Raw genomic sequence first — 16535 nt, 5'->3', positions numbered from 1 at the left:
GATGCTCTGGGCCTGCATTCTGCTGCCGCAACTGGCCATGGACGGCATCCTGCGCCACCGCGACGATGCCGCCGCGCCGCTGGCCCTGCTCGCCGGCCCGCCACAGCGCCGCGTGCTGCAGGCCGTCAACGCAGCCGCACGCAAACTCGGCCTCAAGCCAGGGCAATCGCTGATCGCAGCCCAGGCATTGACCCACGACTTCGCCACCGCCGATTACGACCCGCTGATGATCGAACGCTGGCAGCGGTTTCTGGCGGCCTGGGGTTACGGCTACAGCGCCCAGGTCAGCCTGCACTACCCGCGCTGCCTGCTGTTGGAGGTGCATTCCAGCCTCGGCCTGTTCGGCCCCTGGCCACGATTCGAGACGCGTCTACGCAAGGAGCTCACAGCTCTGGGCTTCCGCCACCGCATCACCCTGGCGCCCAACCCGGCGGCCGCGCGCATCCTCGCCAATGCCCATGACGGGCTGGCCGTGACCGATACAGCCACGCTGCATCAGGCGCTCGGGGTACTGCCGGTCGAGCGCCTCGGCCTGCCCCGCGAAGTCAGCACATCGCTGGTACGCATGGGCGTGCGCCATCTTCATCAACTGCTCGCCCTGCCGCGGGATAGCCTCGCCAGACGCTTTCCGGCCGAAGTGCTGGCCCAGCTCGACACCCTGCTCGGGCATCGGCCGCTGCCTCTGGAGTTCTACCGCCCGCCGGATGTCTTCGACACCCGCATCGAACTGAATTTCGAGGTCGAGTCCCATCAGGCCCTGCTGTTTCCATTGCGCAGACTGACCGCCGACCTGGCCGCCTTTCTCGCCGGGCGGGACAGCGGCGTCCAGCGTTTCAGCCTGTACCTGGAACATCGCACCCTGCCCGACAGCGAGGTGCCGGTCGGCCTGCTCAGTACCGAACGCGAGCCCGCCATGCTGTTCGAACTGACCCGTGGCCGCCTCGAGCACCTGCAACTGCCTGCCCCCGTCCTGGCCGTGCGTCTGCTGGCTCGTGATCTTCCAGCCTTCACGCCGGCCCATCAGGCCTTGTTCGACGAGCGCCCGCAGCAGAATGTGCCTTGGGAGCAGCTGCGCGAACGCCTCCGCGCCCGACTGGGCGACGATGCCGTGGTCTCGCTGAGCGCACGAGCGGACCACCGTCCCGAATATGCCTGGCGGGAAAGCAGCCTCGCCCGCACCGAACCATTGCCTCACGTGGGGTTGCGCCCCGGCTGGCTGCTGAGTACCCCGCAACCCTTGCGCGAAGAGGGTCTGCTCACCCTGGCCGGCCCCGAGCGCATCGAGTCCGGCTGGTGGGATGGTGCCGACGCGCGACGCGACTACTACCGGGTGCAAACCGCTACCGGACAGCAGGGTTGGGCGTTTCGCGCCCTCGCCGGAGGCCCCCTGCTGCTGCACGGCTGGTTCGCATGAACGCCGAATATGCCGAGCTGCATTGCCTGTCCAACTTCAGCTTCCAGCGGGGTGCATCCAGCGCGAGCGAACTCTTCGAACGCGCCAAACGCCAGGGCTATGACGCTCTGGCGATCACCGACGAATGCAGCCTGGCCGGTATCGTGCGCGCCTGGCAGGCCTCGAAGGACACCGGCCTGCCGCTGATCATTGGCAGCGAGGTGCAGTTCGAGCGCGGGCCCAAGCTGATTTTGCTGGTGGAAAACCTGACCGGCTACCAGGCACTCTGCCAATTGATAACCCGTGCCCGCCGACGAGCCGAGAAAGGCCGTTACCAGGCGCTGCGCGAAGACCTTAGCGAGTGGCCACTAGAGGGTCTGCTGGCAATCTGGCTGCCCGCCCACACCGGCGTCGATGCCGAAGGCCAGTGGCTGCGCGAGCGTTTTCCCGAGCGGCTGTGGCTCGGTATCGAACTGCATCGGGGGCCGGACGACGCGCTGCAGCTGCGGCAAAGCCTGGCGCAGGCCTCACGCCTGGGCATACCCGCGGTGGCCTGCGGCGATGTGCACATGCATGCCCGCGGTCGTCGGGCATTGCAGGACTGCATGACCGCCATCCGCCACCATCTGCCAGTGGCCGAAGCAGGATGCCACCTATTTCCCAATGGCGAACGCCACCTCAGATCGATCGTCGAACTGGCCCAGCTCTATCCAGCCGAGCTGCTCGCTGAAACCCTTCGCATCAGCCAGCGCTGCCATTTCCAGCTCGACCAGCTGAAGTATCAATATCCCCACGAGCTGGTCCCGCCCGGACATGACACCACCTCATGGTTGCGCAAGCTGGTCGAGGATGGCGCAAGCTGGCGCTGGCCGGACGGCATCACGGAAAAGGCCCGCGCGCAGCTCGAACATGAGCTCGAGCTGATCGCCGACCTGCATTACGAAAGCTATTTCCTGACCGTGCACGACATAGTCCGCTTCGCCCGCGAACGGGGCATTCTCTGTCAGGGTCGAGGCTCGGCGGCCAACTCAAGCGTCTGTTTCGTGCTGGGTATCACCGAGCTCGACCCGGTGCGCAGCAAACTGTTGTTCGAGCGCTTCCTATCCCGCGAACGCAACGAGCCACCCGATATCGACGTGGACTTCGAGCACGACCGGCGCGAGGAAGTCATCCAGTACGTCTTTCAGCGCTATGGGCGCAATCGCGCCGCCCTCACCGCCGTCGCCAGCAGCTACCGCGCAACCGGAGCCCTGCGGGATGTCGCCAAGGCGCTGGGTCTGCCGCCGGACCAGATCAACGCCCTGGCCGGCTGCTGCGGGCGCTGGAGTGAACACATACCCGACGATTCTCGGCTGTGCGAGGCCGGCTTCGACCCAAACAATCCGGTTCTGCGCCGGGTTCTGGTGCTGACCGATGCGCTTATCGGATTTCCTCGCCACCTTTCCCAGCACCCTGGCGGCTTCGTGATCTCCGAGCAGCCACTCGATACCCTGGTGCCGATCGAGAATGCCAGCATGGCCGACCGCACGGTGATTCAATGGGACAAGGACGATCTCGACGCAGTCGGTCTGCTCAAGGTCGACGTGCTGGCCCTGGGCATGCTCAGCGCGATACGACGTTGTTTCGACCTGATCGAGCATTATCGCGGTACGCGCTGGACCATCGCCACGCTGCCCGCGGAGGACAAACCCACCTACGACATGATCAGCCAGGCCGACACCATCGGCGTCTTCCAGATCGAGTCGCGGGCGCAGATGGCCATGCTGCCGCGCCTGCGCCCGAAGACCTTCTACGACCTAGTCATCCAGGTCGCCATCGTCCGCCCCGGACCGATCCAGGGCGACATGGTGCATCCCTATCTGCGTCGACGTAACCACGAAGAAAAGGTGGATTACCCGTCCGAAGAACTGAAACCGGTGTTCGCGCGTACCCTTGGCGTACCGCTGTTTCAGGAGCAGGTGATGGAACTGGCGATCGTGGCGGCCGAGTACACACCAGACGAGGCCGACAAGCTGCGCCGTGCCATGGCCGCCTGGAAACGCCACGGCAGCCTTGAGCCCCACCGCGTGCGGCTGACCGAGCGAATGCTTGCCAAAGGCTACCAGCCCGACTTCATCGCGCGGATCTTCGAACAGATCAAAGGGTTCGGCAGCTACGGCTTTCCCGAATCGCACGCGGCGAGTTTCGCGCTGCTCACCTATGCCAGCAGCTGGCTGAAACGCCACGAGCCGGCGGCATTTGCCTGCGCGCTGATCAACAGCTGGCCGATGGGTTTCTACAACCCTGACCAGATTCTCCAGGACGCCCGTCGCCACCGGCTGGAAATCCGCCCGGTGGACGTTGGCAACAGCGGCTGGGATTGCAGTCTTGAGCCATGCAGCCAAGAGCAACCGGCAATCCGCCTAGGGCTACGCATGGTGCGCGGCTTTCGGGAAGCCGATGCCCTGCGCATCGAAGCCGCACGCCAACGTCAGCCATTCATGGACATCCATGACCTGTGCCGTCGCGCCGAGCTCGAACCGCGCGCACGCGAGCAGCTCGCCGATGCCGGGGTCCTGCGCGGTCTGGCCGGTCATCGGCATCGTGCGCGCTGGGCCGTTGCAGGGATCGAACCACAGTTACCCCTGTTTGACGGCCTGCCCGCTATGGAGGAAACACCCATCTACCTGCCGCTGCCTTCGGTGAGTGAAGACCTTTTCAACGACTACGCGACCCTCGGCACTACGCTGGGGCCGCATCCGCTGACCCTGCTGCGAAATGAGCTCAAGGCCAGGCGCTGCCAGAGCTCACGGGAACTGGCCATGATCGAGCATGGCCGCCCGGTCAGCGTTGCAGGCCTGGTGATCGGACGACAACGCCCACAGACCGCCAGCGGTGTCATCTTCGTCACCTTGGAAGACGAATTCGGCATGGTCAACGTGGTGGTCTGGCGCGACCTGGCCGAGCGCCAGAGGCGGCCGTTGATCCAGTCCCAATTGCTTCGCATCGACGGCCACCTGGAATCCGCCAGCGGCGTTCGCCATGTCATTGCAGGCCGCCTGAGCGACCTCACGCCCCTGCTTATCGGGATCGATGTGCGTAGCCGGGACTTTCAGTAAATTAGAGCTTTCGTCCATTAGTGAGTGCCAGCGAGAAAAGCATGGCGAAAACCAGGCACGCCACCCGATGCATCGAATGAACGATTTGGTCCTGTTGGGTCACAAGAACGGCAGCATCACCAGCCACTACTCGGCGGCCGAACTGGGCAAGCTGATCGATGAGGCCAACCAAATATCGGCGACGGATTCGAGGGGAGCGGCGCTGACGATACTGAGGAGGAAGGCAGGATGAAAAAGTCCCGCAAAAGTCCCGCAACGAAAAAGGCCGGTGCTTTCGCAACCGGCCTAAGTCGTTGATCTATTTGGTCGGGACGGAGTGATTCGAACACTCGACCCCTTGCACCCCATGCAAGTGCGCTACCAGGCTGCGCTACGCCCCGACTGACGCCAACAGCACTGCTGAAAGCCGATCGAACTATACATTAAGCATCTGAAAATGTGAAAGTTTTTTAGATACCAGATCGACTATTTCCTCAGCACCTGAAGAACCTCTTCCAACTCCGAGATCATCTGCCGAATGAGCTGCTTGTACTGAGTGGTGTCGTCGCGCGCTTCGTCGCCGGACATGCGCTGTCTGGCGCCACCGATGGTGAAGCCTTGATCGTACAGCAGCGCACGAATCTGACGAATCATCAGGACATCCTGCCGCTGGTAGTAGCGCCGGTTGCCGCGCCGCTTAACCGGATTGAGCTGAGGGAACTCCTGCTCCCAGTAACGCAGCACGTGAGGCTTGACCGCACAAAGCTCGCTCACCTCACCGATGGTGAAATAGCGCTTGCCGGGGATCGACGGAAGCTCGTCGTTATGACTTGGTTCCAGCATAGGCCTCGACTCTCGCTTTGAGTTTCTGCCCTGGACGGAACGTCACCACGCGACGCGCCGTGATAGGTATCTCCTCACCTGTCTTCGGATTGCGACCCGGCCGCTGACGCTTGTCGCGCAGGTCAAAGTTGCCGAACCCGGACAACTTGACCTGCTCGTTATGCTCGAGCGCCTGACGGATCTCCTCGAAAAACAGCTCCACCAACTCCTTGGCCTCGCGCTTATTCAAGCCCAGCTCTTCATATAGACGTTCCGCCATTTCAGCTTTCGTCAGAGCCCCCATACGCTATTTCCTTAACGTGGCGTTGAACCTTTCTTCCAGGGAGGTGAGGATTTTCTGCATCGCACCGTTCACCTCATCGTCGTTTAGAGTGCGCGATGGGTGCTGCCAGGTCAAGCCGACTGCCATACTTTTGCTAAGAGGATCAATACCTTTCCCCTGATAGACATCAAATAGCTTGAGGTCTGTCAGGTTCTCGCCCGCAGCATCACGAATGCAACTCAGGATATCTTCGGCCGCGATCTCCCGCCCGACCAGCACAGCAAGGTCACGCCGGACTTCCGGGAATCGCGACAGCTCCGTGAAGGAAGGCATCCGCCCCTCGGCAATCTCGCTAAGCTTCAACTCGAACATGTAGACCGGCTGATCGATACCCAGGGTGCTTGCCAGCTCAGGATGGAGACTCCCAACGAATCCGACCAATCGGCCGTCGCGCTCGATACGCGCGGTCTGCCCCGGGTGCAGTGCCGGATGTTCTCCCGCAACGAAACGATAGACGCCAGCATTTCCGGCAAAAGCAAGCAGCGCCTCGACATCTGCCTTGATGTCGTAAAAGTCCACCGCCTCGCGCGAGTTCGTCCAACCCTCTGGCTGACGGCTCCCGGTTAGCACGCCAGCCAGCATGCTTTCCTGCTCAAGCTCTTGTAACTGACCAACAAAGCGCAACCCTGCCTCGAACAGACGCACGCGTGGTTGCTGCCGGTTGAGGTTGTACTGCAGCGCCTTGACCAGCCCTGGCCAAAGCGACGCGCGCATGGCCGCCATATCAGCGGAGATCGGGTTGGCAAGCTGCAACGGCTTCATGTCAGGACTGAACAGCTCGAACAGCTTGGGATCGATGAAGCTGTAAGTGATCGCCTCCTGATATCCGCGGGCGACCAGTAAACGCCGAAGCAAAGGTAGCTCGGCACGAGCCTCGGGCTTTGCCTCAGGTGCAAGCCGGGCCTGCGGATAACGCACGGGCAAGCGGTCATAACCATACAGCCGACCCAGCTCTTCGATCAGATCGACCTCAAGACTGATATCGAAGCGGTGACTCGGAACACAGACCTGCCAGCGACCTTTAGCCTCTTCGATAACCACCAAGTCCAAGGATGTCAGCAGGCGCACCACTTCGGCGCCATTCATTTCCAGCCCCAGCATCTGGTTGATGCGCTCAGCGCGCAAAGTTACTGGAGCGACTTTCGGCAAGTCGTCTTCGCTGACCACCTCAATGATCGGCCCCGCCTCGCCGCCAACGATATCCAGTAACAGACTCGTTGCACGCTCCATTGCCTGACGGGCGAGCTGCGAGTCGACGCCCCGCTCGTAGCGATGGGACGCATCGGTATGCAAACCGTAGGAACGAGCTTTGCCGGCCAACGCAATGGTGTCGAAAAAGGCACTTTCGAGGAAGATATTCTGGGTAGCGGTGCTTACGCCGCTGTGCTCTCCACCCATGACACCCGCGATGGCAAGAGCGCGCTGATGGTCTGCAATAACGAGCGTATCCGCACGCAGGGCGATCTCCTGACCGTCAAGCAAGACGAGCTTTTCGCCCTCCTCAGCCATCCGAACCCGGATACCGCCCTTGATCTCGGCAAGGTCGAAGGCATGCAGGGGCTGACCCAATTCGAGCATTACGTAGTTGGTTACATCGACGACCGCATCAATGCTACGGATATCGGAGCGGCGCAGACGCTCAACCATCCAAAGTGGCGTCGGGCGCGACAGATCAACATTACGGACAACACGCCCGAGATAACGCGGGCATGCCTTGGGAGCCAGGACCTCGACTGGACGCGTGTCGTCATGATGCAAAGGCGCCACGGTGAATTGCACCGGACTGACCAGTGAGCCATAAATCGCACCAACTTCACGAGCCAAGCCAGCGATGGAAAGGCAGTCACCACGGTTTGGGGTCAAACCGATTTCGATACTTGCATCGTCGAGACCGAGATACTCACGAAAATCAGTACCGACCGGCGCATCGCCGGCCAGCTCCATCAGCCCGCTATCGTCACTCCCCACCTGCAGCTCGGTTTCCGAGCAAAGCATGCCATTGGATTCGATACCGCGGAGCTTGGCCTTCTTGATCTTGAAGTCGCCTGGCAATTGAGCACCGATCATTGCAAACGGAATCTTCAGGCCAGGCCGCACGTTCGGGGCTCCGCAGACGACCTGAAAGGTTTCACTTCCATTGCTGACCTGACAGACCCGAAGCTTGTCGGCATCAGGATGCTGCACGGTTTCGAGGACCTCACCAACAACCACACCGCTGAAGCTGCCAGCAACGGGGGCAACAGCATCCACCTCAAGCCCGACCATGGACAGCCGAGCGACCAGCTCCTCGCGGGAGACCTGCGGATTTACCCAGCTCCGCAGCCATTGTTCACTGAATTTCATGCTGTTCTCCTGGAAACTACAGCGTCATTTCTTAGCGGAACTGCTCAAGAAACCGCAGATCGTTGTCGAAAAAAATACGCAGATCCGTGACCCCGTAGCGCAACATTGCAAGCCGCTCGACACCCATTCCGAAAGCGAAGCCCTGATACCTATCCGGGTCGATTCCAGACATTCGCAACACGTTCGGATGCACCATCCCACAACCCAGAACCTCCAACCAATCCGACTTGGTTTCGCCGTTCTCGGTTATGACCCGCCGAATATCAACCTCGGCCGACGGCTCGGTGAAAGGGAAGAATGAAGGACGGAAACGCACCTCAAGATCAGCCTCAAAGAACTCTCGCAGAAAAGCCTGAATAGTGCCTTTAAGGTCCGCAAAACTGACGCCCTCGTCGATCAACAAGCCTTCGACCTGATGGAACATCGGAGAATGCGTCTGATCAGAGTCGCACCGATATACGCGACCTGGACAGATAATGCGTATCGGCGGCTGCTGCGACTCCATTGTCCGAACCTGTACCGAGGACGTATGCGTACGAAGAACCGTGTTGGCATTGAAATAGAAGGTATCGTGCATTGCCCGTGCGGGATGGTGGCTAGGAATGTTGAGCGCCTCGAAGTTGTGATAGTCGTCCTCAACTTCAGGCCCCTCGGCAACGCTATAGCCAATGCGACTAAAAATTTGTTCCATTCGCTCCAAAGCCCGAGAGATTGGATGCAATCCCCCGCTTGCCTGTCCGCGCCCAGGCAGTGTCACATCGATTCGCTCGGCTGACAATTTGGCATCCAAAGCAGCCTTCTCTAGGTCAGCCTTGCGAGCATTCAGGACATCCTGAACACTGCTCTTGGCGGCATTGATCAGCGCACCAGCCTGCGGCCGCTCCTCAGCAGAAAGCTTCCCCAAGGTTTGCATCAACTGGGTGAGCTCGCCCTTCTTACCCAGATATTGGACGCGCACCTGCTCGAGAGCCGCAATGTCTCCACTTCGTTGCACAGCCTCAAGCGCTTGCGAGACCAGTGCATCCAAATTTTCCATGTACATAACCTCCAGAGGTTCTTGCAGAACCGCGCTGGTATCGTCCCGTAGCGACCGACTGCCAAGCGCCCTTTTGCAAAAGCCCCTTCTCAGATACGAAATAGGGGAAGAGCACAAGGCTCTTCCCCTATTGATGACGTTGCAACGAACCCGAAGATTCGCGATTGCCGGGGCTTAAGCCAGAGAAGCTTTGGCTTTCTCGACAATCGCAGCAAACGCCGCTTTTTCGTTCACTGCCAGATCGGCCAGAACCTTGCGATCAATTTCGATGGCCGCCTTTTTCAGACCGGCGATCAGACGGCTGTAAGACAGACCGTTGACACGAGCACCAGCGTTGATACGGGCAATCCACAGAGCGCGGAACTGACGCTTGCGCTGACGGCGGTCACGGTAGGCGTACTGGCCAGCCTTGATTACCGCCTGCTTGGCAACGCGGAATACGCGCGAACGCGCTCCGTAGTAGCCTTTGGCGAGTTTCAGAATTTTCTTGTGACGACGACGGGCTACGACGCCACGCTTAACACGAGCCATGAGTTATTCCTCTGAGTCTTGACCGAATCAACGAACGCGCAGCATGCGCGCCACCTTTGCAACGTCGGACGGGTGCACTTGCGAGCAACCGCGCAGCTGACGCTTACGCTTGGTGGACATTTTGGTCAGGATGTGGCTCTTGAAAGCGTGCTTGTGCTTGAAGCCGTTAGCAGTCTTCTTGAAGCGCTTCGCAGCACCACTTTTAGTCTTCATCTTTGGCATGTTCGGTACTCCACATTGTGGGTGATTACAAATAACCGCAAGGCCTGCCAGTGCCCTGGGGGTTACTTTTTCTTCTTGGGAGCGATGACCATGATCAGCTGGCGTCCTTCCATCTTCGGATGCTGTTCGACCGAGCCATATTCAGCGAGATCGTTTTCGACCCGCTTCAACAGCTCCATCCCCAGCTCCTGATGGGCCATCTCACGGCCACGGAATCGCAAAGATACCTTGGCCCTGTCCCCGTCACTAAGGAAACGCACCAGGTTGCGTAGCTTGACCTGGTAGTCCCCTTCTTCCGTCCCTGGACGAAACTTTACTTCTTTAACCTGAATCTGCTTCTGGTTTTTCTTCGCCGCAGCAACCTGCTTTTTCTTCTCAAACAGATGCTTGCCGTAATCCATGATCCGACAGACCGGAGGATTTGCATCGGCGGAAATTTCAACCAGATCCAGCTTGGCTTCTTCAGCTACTTGCAGCGCTTCATCAATCGAGACGATGCCAATCTGCTCGCCGTCAGCACCAATCAAACGGACCTCACGAGCCGAGATATTCTCGTTGATCGGGGCCTTGGGTGCAGCTCGTTTATCCTGTCTCATTTCACGCTTAATAGTCATTACTCCAATTCTTGGCGACCACGCCGGGAAACCGCCTGTGTCAACATCTGCGCGAACTGCTCGAGGGGCATGGAGCCCAGATCGACGCCTTCACGGGTGCGCACAGCAACGGATCGTGTCTCAACCTCCCGATCCCCGATAACCAAGAGATAAGGAGTCTTGAGCAAAGTATGCTCGCGGATTTTAAAGCCGATCTTTTCGTTTCTCAAGTCGCACTTGGCACGAAACCCGCTTTGGACGAGCGTTTTTTCGACTTCAGCGGCAAAAGCGGCCTGCTTGTCGGTGATATTCATGATCACCGCCTGCGTCGGCGCAAGCCAGGCCGGGAAAGCGCCCTCGTAATGCTCGATCAGAATGCCAATGAAACGCTCGAACGAACCGAGGATGGCTCGATGCAGCATGACCGGGTGCTGCCGATCATTATTCTCGCTGACATACTCTGCGCCCAGCCGCACCGGAAGATTGAAGTCCAGCTGCAGGGTACCGCACTGCCATACACGGCCCAGACAATCGCGCAAGGAGAACTCGATCTTGGGGCCATAAAAAGCCCCCTCGCCCGGCTGCAGGTCGTACGGCAGCCCAGCACTTTCCAGCGCCGCCGCCAGCGCCGCTTCAGCCTTATCCCAGAGCTCATCGAAGCCGACACGCTTCTCGGGACGGGTCGACAGCTTCAGTTCGATATCCGAAAAACCGAAATCGGCATATACCGCTTGCGTCAGCTTGATGAACGCCGCCGACTCAGCCTGCATCTGCTCTTCGGTGCAGAAGATGTGCGCATCGTCCTGAGTAAAGCCTCGTACTCGCATGATGCCGTGCAGCGCACCAGACGGCTCATTACGGTGGCAAGCGCCAAATTCGGCTAGCCGCAGCGGCAGCTCGCGATAGCTCTTCAAGCCCTGATTGTAAACCTGCACATGGCAGGGGCAGTTCATTGGCTTGATCGCGTAATCACGACTTTCCGACTCAGTCGTGAACATGTTTTCGGCGTAGTTCGCCCAATGCCCGGATTTCTCCCAGAGCACGCGATCAACCACCTGCGGCGTCCTGATCTCCAGGTAACCGTTTTCGCGCTGAACCTGCCGCATGTACTGCTCTAGCACCTGATACAGCGTCCAACCATTGGGATGCCAGAACACCATCCCAGGCGCCTCTTCCTGGGTATGAAACAGATCCAGACGCTTGCCGATCTTGCGGTGGTCGCGCTTTTCAGCTTCCTCGATACGCTGGATATAAGCAGCCAGCTGCTTCTTGTCGGCCCAAGCCGTACCGTAGATGCGCTGGAGCTGCTCATTCTTCGCATCCCCACGCCAGTAGGCACCAGACAACTTAGTAAGCTTGAAAGACTTCAGAAAGCGTGTATTCGGCACGTGCGGACCACGACACATGTCGACGTACTCTTCGTGGTAATACAAGCCCATCGCCTGTTCGTCGGGCATATCTTCGACCAGACGAAGCTTATAATCCTCGCCGCGCGAGGCAAATACATCTATCACCTCCGCTCGCGGCGTCACCTTCTTGATGACGTCGTAGTCGCGATCGATCAGCTCTTTCATACGCTGCTCGATGGCAGCAACGTCATCGGGAGTGAAAGAACGTTCGTAGGCGATATCGTAGTAGAAACCCTCATCAATGACCGGCCCAATGACCATGCGGGCGGTCGGGTAGAGCTGCTTCACAGCATGCCCGATAAGGTGCGCACAGGAGTGGCGAATAATCTCCAGCCCCTCCTCATCCTTCGGCGTGATGATCTGTAGCGCTGCATCTTTTTCAATCAGATCACAAGCATCGACCAGCTTGCCGTCGACCTTGCCGGCAACGGTCGCCTTAGCGAGGCCAGCACCAATGGACTGAGCCACTTCGGCCACAGTAACCGGATGATCGAACGAACGCTGACTGCCATCGGGAAGAGTAATGGTGGGCATGGCGCCTCCTCTCCTAGTGGTGACCCGTACCAAAGGCCACATGGGTTGGGATGAGCCAGTAAAGCGATTCGACGAGCACACCTGCCGCACAATGGCAGGAGCCTGAGGCTCACCCGACCGAACCGAAGTCACTGGAGGAAAACAAGACTGGCGATGCTTTCAGAAACCCTGACCCCTGACAAGCAAGCCAAAAAAAGGGCCGCGTAAGCGACCCTTTTATTCGAATTGGTAGGCACAATTGGATTCGAACCAACGACCCCCACCATGTCAAGCAGGCCGCAAAAGCGACGGGCACTATACACGGTGCAGCCCCTAGGAACCATCCATTCACACAGGAGGTTTCTAAATGGCAACGATACGTCAGCTTTCCTCAGGGAACTGGAATGCACAGGTAAGGGTGAAGGGGAAGCCTGCTCAGTCCAAGACCTTCCCAACGGAGGTAGCAGCCCAGCAATGGGCTAAGCAGCAAGAAGCCCTCACCAAGGAACACAAAACTCACACTGAATCGCCCCGGGTTTCGTGGAGGCCGTTTCGTTTAAGTCAGGCCGCCATGGCCTGACTTGCTTGTTGCTGGTGGAAGTTTGCCTCAGCCTCCGCAGGCGGGATATACCCGATTGAGCTCAACAGCCGCTGGTGGTTGTACCAGTGCACCCATTTCAAGGTCGCCATCTCAACAGCTTCACGACTCTTCCATGACTGACGGTAAATCAGTTCAGCCTTGTACAGCCCGTTGATAGTCTCGGCCAAGGCGTTGTCGTAGCTGTCGCCCTTGCTGCCAACCGAAGGCTCAATGCCGGCCTCTGCCAGCCGCTCGGTATAGCGGATCGAGACGTACTGACTGCCACGGTCGCTATGGTGAATCAGGCCACCCATACGATGTGGCTGTCGGGCGTACAGCGCTTGCTCCAGGGCATCCAGCACGAAGTCAGTCTTCATGCTGGTACTGACTCGCCAGCCGACGATGCGCCGTGCAAAGACGTCAATCACGAACGCCACGTACAGCCAGCCTTGCCAGGTCGAGACATAGGTGAAATCCGACACCCACAGCTGGTTCGGGCGCTCAGCATGGAACTGGCGTTGGACACGATCCAGCGGACACAGCGACTTGTCGCCGGCCACCGTCGTCCGTACAACCTGGCCACGCCTAATTCCCTGCAACCCAGCTCGCCGCATTAGCCGCTCCACCGTACATCTGGCGACCTTGAGGCCCTCTCGCAGTAACTGCTTCCAAACCTTCACCGCGCCATAGCACTGCATGTTGGTATCCCACACGCGCTGGATCTCCAAGCTCAACGCCTCATCGCGCTGAGCACGGCAACAACGCAGTGCCGGATTGCGCAGTTGGGCCGCATGTCTGCGGTAACCGGACGGGGCGATCTGCAAGACACGGCAGATCGACTCGACCCCGAGACGGTCACGGTACTGATCGACAAAAGCCCTCAGGACTTGGTGCGGCGGTCGAGCTCCGCCTGGGCAAAATACGCACTGGCCAGACGCAGAATTTCATTGGCCTTGCGCAATTCCCGGTTCTCCCGCTCCAACGCCTTGATGCGTTCGCGCTCTTCGGTGGTCGGGCCTGGACGCTGGCCTGCGTCGGTCTGATGACGGCGAATCCAGCCATGCAACGTTTGCGCTGCACAGCCAATCTTCGGCGCGATGGCTTCAATGGCGGCCCACTCGGATGGGTAGTCGTTCAAATGCTCCAGAACCATGCGCACGGCACGTTCACGGACTTCAGGGGAGTAGGTCGTAGTCTTTTTCATGGCCTCATCTTCTCAAGAGTTGAGGCCTCCACGAAACCCGGGGCGATTCACACCATCTATTCCCTTGGCATGTCCTATTGCCAAGCCCGCCTCCTGGGGAGAGGAAGCCACAAGCATGCCCTACAAATAGTGGAGCATCTAGCCAAGGCTTTCCCTCAGCCCATCCAAGACATCACCCCTCAGCAGATCAATGCATACAAGCTTGAGCGTCTCAAGACTGTTAAGCCTGCTACATGCAGAACACAGCTAGCCTTTATGTCCCGTCTCTACCGATGGGCTAAGCGTGAGCTGCTGATAGACATAGCTAATCCGCTAGCAGACATAGCCCTTCCCCAAGCATCTAAGTCCAGTGACAAGGTGGTGAGCAAGGGAGAATTGTTTCTGGTGCTTGAGCATCTAAGCCCAGCTATGAAGCTGATAACAGAGCTTGCTTATGAAACCGCCATGCGTAGATCAGAGATAGTAAAGCTAACCATTGAGCATGTGCATCTAGAAGAACGGATAGCTGATGTTGTTGATGGTAAGAATGGAACAAGGTCTGTGCCTCTTACTAAGCGTGCTGTAGAGCTTCTACAAGAGGCTATACGCCTTGCTAAATCTAAACGCATACCAACGGGAAGGCTATTCAACATCACCCCTCACAGCGTCTCTACTGCGGTTAGAAGGGCTAGACAGATAGACACTGATAGGTATGCACTAGGTCATTTGATTCAATTCATCTTCCGAGGATCAATCAGAAAGCATGAGGATATGCATCTTCTTATCACTAGTCTAAGGATGAAATCACTTCTAGAGAACTGGCTAGAAAACTAGCAGAATAATTTACGCACCAACTTTTGCTGTTTTTTGGTGCGTGAATTAGATTTAGCCCAGTAAACATGCGGGTTGTAGAGCATCTCCCTTAAAGGAATGTATATATACTACTAACAATACTTAAAAGCAAAAGCATGCCTACGGCGTTTAAGAGCATGCATTTAAAAGAAGATCAAAAGCGACAGCACCTATACATACTTAGACATCAGTCGCTTCTTGCTTCTTATCTTTAATGCATGCTCTTAAACGCCGTAGGCATGCTTTTGCTCTACCACAATACAAGGATAACTTATGAATATTCCAGATAATGGAAAACAGAAATATATAGAAGCCACATCATTCGTGGCTCTAGCTAAAGAATGGAATGTCTCTTTAGTAACGCTAGAAGCGTATGCTAACGAACAAGGATGGGATAGAGAGCATAAGCTCTACTGGCAAGACAAGGCTATTGAGATGCTTAAGAATGCAGCTAGTGAAGATAACATCACAGCAGTGAGGGAGCTCCTTAAGGCTATGGGCATTAGTAGACCAGTAGGTAGACCTAGCAAAACAGAAGTGACAAAGCAGATAGCTATCGAAGCTAAGATAGAACAGGAGTTCTCTGCTGATATTGCTCGGCTTGCCTCTTATACTAAGCAAGCATAATTATTTATTAAGGCAATAGAGATCCAATGTACCTAAGCAATGCTCACCACATTGGCCTAGATAAATTCCGGTGGGATTCCGGCTGCCCTCTAAGGGTGAACCATTGTTACCAATGGTTCCGTTCTTCAATGGGAGCTTAGACATAAGCTCAACATTGCCCGCTATTCGGTAGTGGTTCCCGCCCTGATAATTAGCCCATCAGGATAAAGGCGCCATCTATCAGTCAATGGCTAACTGGTGAGTTCTACTAACCATCCTCACGTGGTGGCTATAGCTTTCATGCATTCACTACACACATTGAAGGTTCGCTTCTGCATTTACTTACCACAACCCGCCTGCTTTCCAGACGTACAGACGCTAGCTCACTGAGCTAACAGGGCCGTTTCCCTACCTACCACTATAGCCACACTGAAGCATAGCTGACTCAACGGTATTCCTACTAGACCCATCAAGAAAGCCCTTAATGCAGTCTCTATGCGACTTAGTCATTCCAAGGTATAGGATGATAGAGGCTATCACGATAGCAACAGCAATCCACTTCCTACCATCACTCAGCATGTCCATTGCTTATCTATCCTTTGAGCTTAGCCAATTCGTCCTTGAGCTTCTGGTTCTGCCATTTCAAATAGCAGCTTTCTAGGTTCTGCTTAACAGTTTCAGGAACATACGAGAGTAGAAATTCCTCGTAGTCTTCATCCTTCCAATCAGCATCATAAGCAATGGCTTCACTGTTATGCTTCTTACCCTTCTCCTCTAGCATCCCAGCATCCACTAGCCATTTTCTAAACGTCAACGGCGCTGGGTAGCTCTTCCCTTCTGCTTCGTCGGCTTTCTTCTGCTTAGCATGATAGGTGCTGTACGGAGGCTTACCAGCTTCCTCGTATGCTTTGAGGATTGCTTCCTTGTCGTATGCTGCCATTAGATTTCCCTCCTACATTGATGCCAAGCATCTAGCCATTTCTGCTACCAACATCTTCGCCAAGGACCGCTTCAACTACGACGTGCTGTGTC

Annotated in this window: 14 protein-coding genes, 1 tRNA gene, 1 pseudogene and 1 other annotated feature; of the genes and pseudogenes, 5 read left to right on the top strand and 11 right to left on the bottom strand. The window is 57.3% G+C overall.

Going from position 1 to position 16535, the window contains the following annotated elements; all coding sequences use genetic code 11:
- Position 1: 1 nt before the first annotated feature.
- The 3 genes and pseudogenes from LO50_RS08105 to LO50_RS08095 all read left to right on the top strand — a co-directional run.
- Positions 2 to 1414, top strand: a complete 1413-nt coding sequence (locus tag LO50_RS08105) for a Y-family DNA polymerase (RefSeq protein ID WP_044314657.1) — start codon at positions 2 to 4, stop codon at positions 1412 to 1414.
- Positions 1411 to 4491, top strand: a complete 3081-nt coding sequence (locus LO50_RS08100; protein WP_044314656.1) for an error-prone DNA polymerase — start codon at positions 1411 to 1413, stop codon at positions 4489 to 4491. Before LO50_RS08105 ends, LO50_RS08100 begins: the two co-directional genes overlap by 4 nt.
- A 91-nt stretch (positions 4492 to 4582) precedes the next feature.
- Positions 4583 to 4723: pseudogene (locus tag LO50_RS08095) on the top strand (tyrosine-type recombinase/integrase); the annotation flags it as partial.
- 71 nt (positions 4724 to 4794) lie between these two features.
- Here LO50_RS08095 and LO50_RS08090 read toward each other — a convergent pair.
- The 10 genes from LO50_RS08090 to LO50_RS24050 all read right to left on the bottom strand — a co-directional run bounded on the left by LO50_RS08090 (position 4795) and on the right by LO50_RS24050 (position 14066).
- Positions 4795 to 4871, bottom strand: a tRNA-Pro gene (locus tag LO50_RS08090).
- 85 nt (positions 4872 to 4956) lie between these two features.
- Positions 4957 to 5313, bottom strand: a complete 357-nt coding sequence (locus LO50_RS08085; protein ID WP_003298372.1) for a MerR family transcriptional regulator — start codon at positions 5311 to 5313, stop codon at positions 4957 to 4959.
- Positions 5294 to 5596 (bottom strand): integration host factor subunit alpha, encoded by a 303-nt coding sequence (ihfA, locus tag LO50_RS08080; protein ID WP_003282572.1) that lies wholly within the window; start codon positions 5594 to 5596, stop codon positions 5294 to 5296. Before ihfA ends, LO50_RS08085 begins: the two co-directional genes overlap by 20 nt.
- A 3-nt stretch (positions 5597 to 5599) precedes the next feature.
- A complete protein-coding gene (pheT, locus tag LO50_RS08075) occupies positions 5600 to 7978 on the bottom strand; it encodes a phenylalanine--tRNA ligase subunit beta (protein WP_044314655.1) in 2379 nt (792 codons plus the stop codon).
- A 31-nt stretch (positions 7979 to 8009) separates the two neighbouring features.
- Positions 8010 to 9014 carry a phenylalanine--tRNA ligase subunit alpha gene (gene pheS, locus LO50_RS08070; protein WP_044314666.1) on the bottom strand — a complete coding sequence of 335 codons (1005 nt, stop codon included), beginning with the start codon at positions 9012 to 9014 and terminating at the stop codon, positions 8010 to 8012.
- Positions 9015 to 9188: 174 nt separating this feature from the next.
- Positions 9189 to 9545 carry a 50S ribosomal protein L20 gene (gene rplT, locus LO50_RS08065; RefSeq protein WP_003282569.1) on the bottom strand — a complete coding sequence of 119 codons (357 nt, stop codon included), beginning with the start codon at positions 9543 to 9545 and terminating at the stop codon, positions 9189 to 9191.
- A 27-nt stretch (positions 9546 to 9572) separates the two neighbouring features.
- Positions 9573 to 9767: a 50S ribosomal protein L35 gene (gene rpmI / locus LO50_RS08060; protein ID WP_003282568.1), complete on the bottom strand. Its 195-nt coding sequence runs from the start codon at positions 9765 to 9767 to the stop codon at positions 9573 to 9575.
- 62 nt (positions 9768 to 9829) lie between these two features.
- A complete protein-coding gene (infC, locus tag LO50_RS08055) occupies positions 9830 to 10381 on the bottom strand; it encodes a translation initiation factor IF-3 (RefSeq protein WP_172602761.1) in 552 nt (183 codons plus the stop codon).
- The gene (gene thrS / locus LO50_RS08050; RefSeq protein ID WP_044314654.1) at positions 10381 to 12303 is read right to left on the bottom strand and encodes a threonine--tRNA ligase; all 1923 of its coding nucleotides are present in this window, start codon (positions 12301 to 12303) and stop codon (positions 10381 to 10383) included. Before thrS ends, infC begins: the two co-directional genes overlap by 1 nt.
- Before the next feature lie 540 nt (positions 12304 to 12843).
- Positions 12844 to 14066 (bottom strand): IS3 family transposase gene (locus LO50_RS24050; protein WP_152623957.1). Its coding sequence is split into 2 segments (ribosomal slippage): positions 12844 to 13781 and positions 13781 to 14066, totalling 1224 coding nucleotides; the frame shifts between segments, so codons are not numbered across the junction.
- Positions 13672 to 13788: a sequence feature (AL1L pseudoknot), on the bottom strand. (Overlaps the previous gene by 117 nt.)
- 255 nt (positions 14067 to 14321) lie before the next feature.
- Between LO50_RS24050 and LO50_RS24045 the strand changes: the two genes are divergently transcribed.
- Together LO50_RS24045 and LO50_RS25195 are read left to right on the top strand one after the other, a co-directional pair.
- On the top strand, positions 14322 to 14879 hold the full coding sequence (locus LO50_RS24045; protein WP_236690569.1) for a tyrosine-type recombinase/integrase: 558 nt from the start codon (positions 14322 to 14324) through the stop codon (positions 14877 to 14879).
- 291 nt (positions 14880 to 15170) lie between these two features.
- Complete coding sequence (locus LO50_RS25195) at positions 15171 to 15524, top strand: hypothetical protein (protein WP_044314652.1); 354 nt, start codon at positions 15171 to 15173, stop codon at positions 15522 to 15524.
- 571 nt (positions 15525 to 16095) lie between these two features.
- On the opposite strand, the gene LO50_RS08015 is transcribed toward LO50_RS25195, so the two are convergent.
- Positions 16096 to 16443, bottom strand: coding sequence for a hypothetical protein (locus LO50_RS08015; protein ID WP_044314651.1), 348 nt, complete (start codon positions 16441 to 16443; stop codon positions 16096 to 16098).
- Between the last annotated feature and the right edge of the window lie 92 nt (positions 16444 to 16535).

It is taken from the genome of Stutzerimonas stutzeri (genome assembly GCF_000935215.1).
Classification (GTDB): domain Bacteria; phylum Pseudomonadota; class Gammaproteobacteria; order Pseudomonadales; family Pseudomonadaceae; genus Stutzerimonas.
The sequence above is the reverse complement of the archived record's forward strand: the minus strand, read 5'-3'. Positions and strand labels throughout refer to the sequence as shown.

Coding starts and splice junctions, on each gene's coding strand:
- LO50_RS08100 (WP_044314656.1), top strand. CDS start 1,411: ATGAACGCCGAATATGCCGAGCTGCATTGCCTGTCCAACTTCAGCTTC.
- LO50_RS25195 (WP_044314652.1), top strand. CDS start 15,171: ATGAATATTCCAGATAATGGAAAACAGAAATATATAGAAGCCACATCA.
- ihfA (WP_003282572.1), bottom strand. CDS start 5,596: ATGGGGGCTCTGACGAAAGCTGAAATGGCGGAACGTCTATATGAAGAG.
- rplT (WP_003282569.1), bottom strand. CDS start 9,545: ATGGCTCGTGTTAAGCGTGGCGTCGTAGCCCGTCGTCGTCACAAGAAA.
- pheS (WP_044314666.1), bottom strand. CDS start 9,014: ATGGAAAATTTGGATGCACTGGTCTCGCAAGCGCTTGAGGCTGTGCAA.
- rpmI (WP_003282568.1), bottom strand. CDS start 9,767: ATGCCAAAGATGAAGACTAAAAGTGGTGCTGCGAAGCGCTTCAAGAAG.
- LO50_RS24045 (WP_236690569.1), top strand. CDS start 14,322: ATGTCCCGTCTCTACCGATGGGCTAAGCGTGAGCTGCTGATAGACATA.
- LO50_RS08085 (WP_003298372.1), bottom strand. CDS start 5,313: ATGCTGGAACCAAGTCATAACGACGAGCTTCCGTCGATCCCCGGCAAG.
- thrS (WP_044314654.1), bottom strand. CDS start 12,303: ATGCCCACCATTACTCTTCCCGATGGCAGTCAGCGTTCGTTCGATCAT.
- LO50_RS08105 (WP_044314657.1), top strand. CDS start 2: ATGCTCTGGGCCTGCATTCTGCTGCCGCAACTGGCCATGGACGGCATC.
- infC (WP_172602761.1), bottom strand. CDS start 10,381: ATGACTATTAAGCGTGAAATGAGACAGGATAAACGAGCTGCACCCAAG.
- LO50_RS08015 (WP_044314651.1), bottom strand. CDS start 16,443: ATGGCAGCATACGACAAGGAAGCAATCCTCAAAGCATACGAGGAAGCT.
- pheT (WP_044314655.1), bottom strand. CDS start 7,978: ATGAAATTCAGTGAACAATGGCTGCGGAGCTGGGTAAATCCGCAGGTC.